The sequence below is a fragment of the Mesorhizobium sp. WSM4841 genome, from assembly GCF_055811515.1.
In genome coordinates this window covers 1-1,861 of sequence record NZ_JBVVQC010000076.1, presented here as the reverse complement: position 1 = coordinate 1,861, position 1,861 = coordinate 1, and the positions used below count along the sequence as shown (strand labels likewise).

Annotated in this window: 3 protein-coding genes and 2 pseudogenes; 1 reads left to right on the top strand and 4 read right to left on the bottom strand. The window is 60.5% G+C overall.

Translation table 11 applies throughout. The annotated features are described in order from the left end of the window. Window positions 1–208: 208 nt before the first annotated feature. The 3 genes from AC0L14_RS34665 to AC0L14_RS34655 form a co-directional block, all read right to left on the bottom strand. Window positions 209–418, bottom strand: a complete 210-nt coding sequence (locus AC0L14_RS34665) for a hypothetical protein (protein ID WP_473752215.1) — start codon at window positions 416–418, stop codon at window positions 209–211. Between the two features lie 108 nt (window positions 419–526). Further along, window positions 527–877: a transposase gene (locus AC0L14_RS34660; protein WP_473752214.1), complete on the bottom strand. Its 351-nt coding sequence runs from the start codon at window positions 875–877 to the stop codon at window positions 527–529. After that, complete coding sequence (locus AC0L14_RS34655) at window positions 831–1,064, bottom strand: DDE-type integrase/transposase/recombinase (protein ID WP_473752213.1); 234 nt, start codon at window positions 1,062–1,064, stop codon at window positions 831–833. Before AC0L14_RS34655 ends, AC0L14_RS34660 begins: the two co-directional genes overlap by 47 nt. A 177-nt stretch (window positions 1,065–1,241) precedes the next feature. Here AC0L14_RS34655 and AC0L14_RS34650 point away from each other — a divergent pair. Continuing rightward, window positions 1,242–1,457: pseudogene (locus AC0L14_RS34650) on the top strand (IS701 family transposase); the annotation flags it as partial. 1 nt (window position 1,458) lies between these two features. Here the strand turns inward: AC0L14_RS34650 and AC0L14_RS34645 are convergent. Further along, window positions 1,459–1,861, bottom strand: a pseudogene (locus tag AC0L14_RS34645) (transposase); the annotation flags it as partial.

The window sequence follows — 1,861 nt, the reverse complement described above, 5'->3', positions numbered from 1 at the left end:
CCCCAACCCTCCCGCCCGAGAAGGGCACCGATCCGGCGATAGCCATAATGCGGATTGGCCAAGGCCATCCGTTGAATGACATCGCGCAGGCCGGTTTCTTCCTGGCGCGGCGCTGAGTGCCGCCAGTGCCGGTAGTATCCAGCCCGGCTGACACCCGCCAGACGGCACATCTGTTCAATTCCTGGAGAGCCTTGCGGCATGCGGGCCGTCATTTTTTGAATGACTTCGAAGACGCCGCTCCGCCAGGTGCGTCTTTCTGCTGTTGACTGCCCCTGACATGCCGCAAGGCTTCTTGAAAAAAATCAAGTTCAACCTGTTGCTGGCCAATCTTGCGTTCAAGTTCGACTATGCGGCGGCGGGCTTTCGCCAACGCATCGGCACGACGCTGTTCAGCCGACAGTGCAAAACTTGCTGCCAAGGTTTGTCGGTCCGGCGGCGCCTCGGGCGGCGGCTGTTTCGTTGGGCGTCCCCGTCGGGCCGGCATCAGATTGCCACACTGGACTGCACCCCTTGGGTGAGACACAAATTAGGGACAGTTCTCCAGGTTTTGGATTGCGGCCCGGGGATCCTGGCGCAATCGCGTTAGGCCGGCTTCGTATTCATCCGGCGAGAGATAGTCGAGCGCGGAATGCAGGCGCTGCCTGTTGTAGACCCGCTCGATGAATTCGCCGATCCTCTTCCTGGCATCGATGATATCGCGATAGGCTCGGCCATCGACCTCTTCCTCCTTCAGCGTTCGCATGAAACGCTCGGCCTTGGCATTGTCATAGGGGTTGCCAATCCGGCTCATACTCGGCTGGATGCGATGCGCTGCAACTCGTGCAGCGTAGTCAGCGCAGGTGGATGACGCTGCTCGGCGGAGGCCGACGCACCGCAATCGCCTGGTCGAGCGCCGCGATCGCCAACTCGGACTTGAGGTGGGTTGCCATTGCCCAGCCGATGACCTTGCGGCTGAAGGCGTCAAGCACGATCGCCAGATAGGCGAACTCCTCGGCAAGATGGACATAGGTGATGTCGGCGACCCAGAGCTGGTCAATGTCGGTCAGCTGGAGGCCTCGTGCCAAATTGGGAACGACCCGCCAGCCATGCCTGGAACCTGGATGCACAAGAGCTGCATGGCGTTGATGTTGGGGAATGCCGAAATGCGACTTCACGGGTAACATTTTAGGTGAGGCAACGAAGCCGCTCGGTAACAATCTCCGTGAGGCAATGCGACACGCTCGATGTCGGCCTTTCGTGCCGTTCTGGGCGACGCTGTCTACGGGGCGGACAGAAGCCTTCGCCGGATGCTGGAAGCTCGCGAGCAGCCCTATGGCCTGGCGGTTTGAGGCGCTCACTTCATGCGCCGTGGGGATCGTCGGTTTGAGAAAACCTTGCCCGAGGAACTGGCCAGCGAGTTCGTGCCCGAGGATTGGGTCTGTCATGCGGCAGGTGAAGGCGCCAAAGGGCCTCAGCTCTCGTTTCGTTCGCTTTGCTCCATGCGCTGCGGCGAAGATCAGCCGATAGCTTGGAGAGGAACGCCAGGGCGGCCATGCACAGGCTCATGTGGCGATGCCATCCATGCCAGGACCGAGCCTCGCAAAGATCAAGTCTGAAATCATCCTTGGCGCGCTCAAAGCACTCCTCGACCGCCCAGCGTAGGCCGGCCACTGCCGCCAATTCGGCCAAGGCGGATCCGGGCGGGGCGAAGACCAAATAGTAGGCTTTTTCTCCGGATGTCGATCGCTTGCGGCGGACGAGAAGCCAATGCTCGAAGCCGCCTTTTGACGTCCAAGGGCGGCGGATGTCAAGCGAAGCGAAGATTTGACCCCATTGGCGAAGTGAAGAACTGACCCCCTTCATTGGTTTGCTGTTTCGTTGG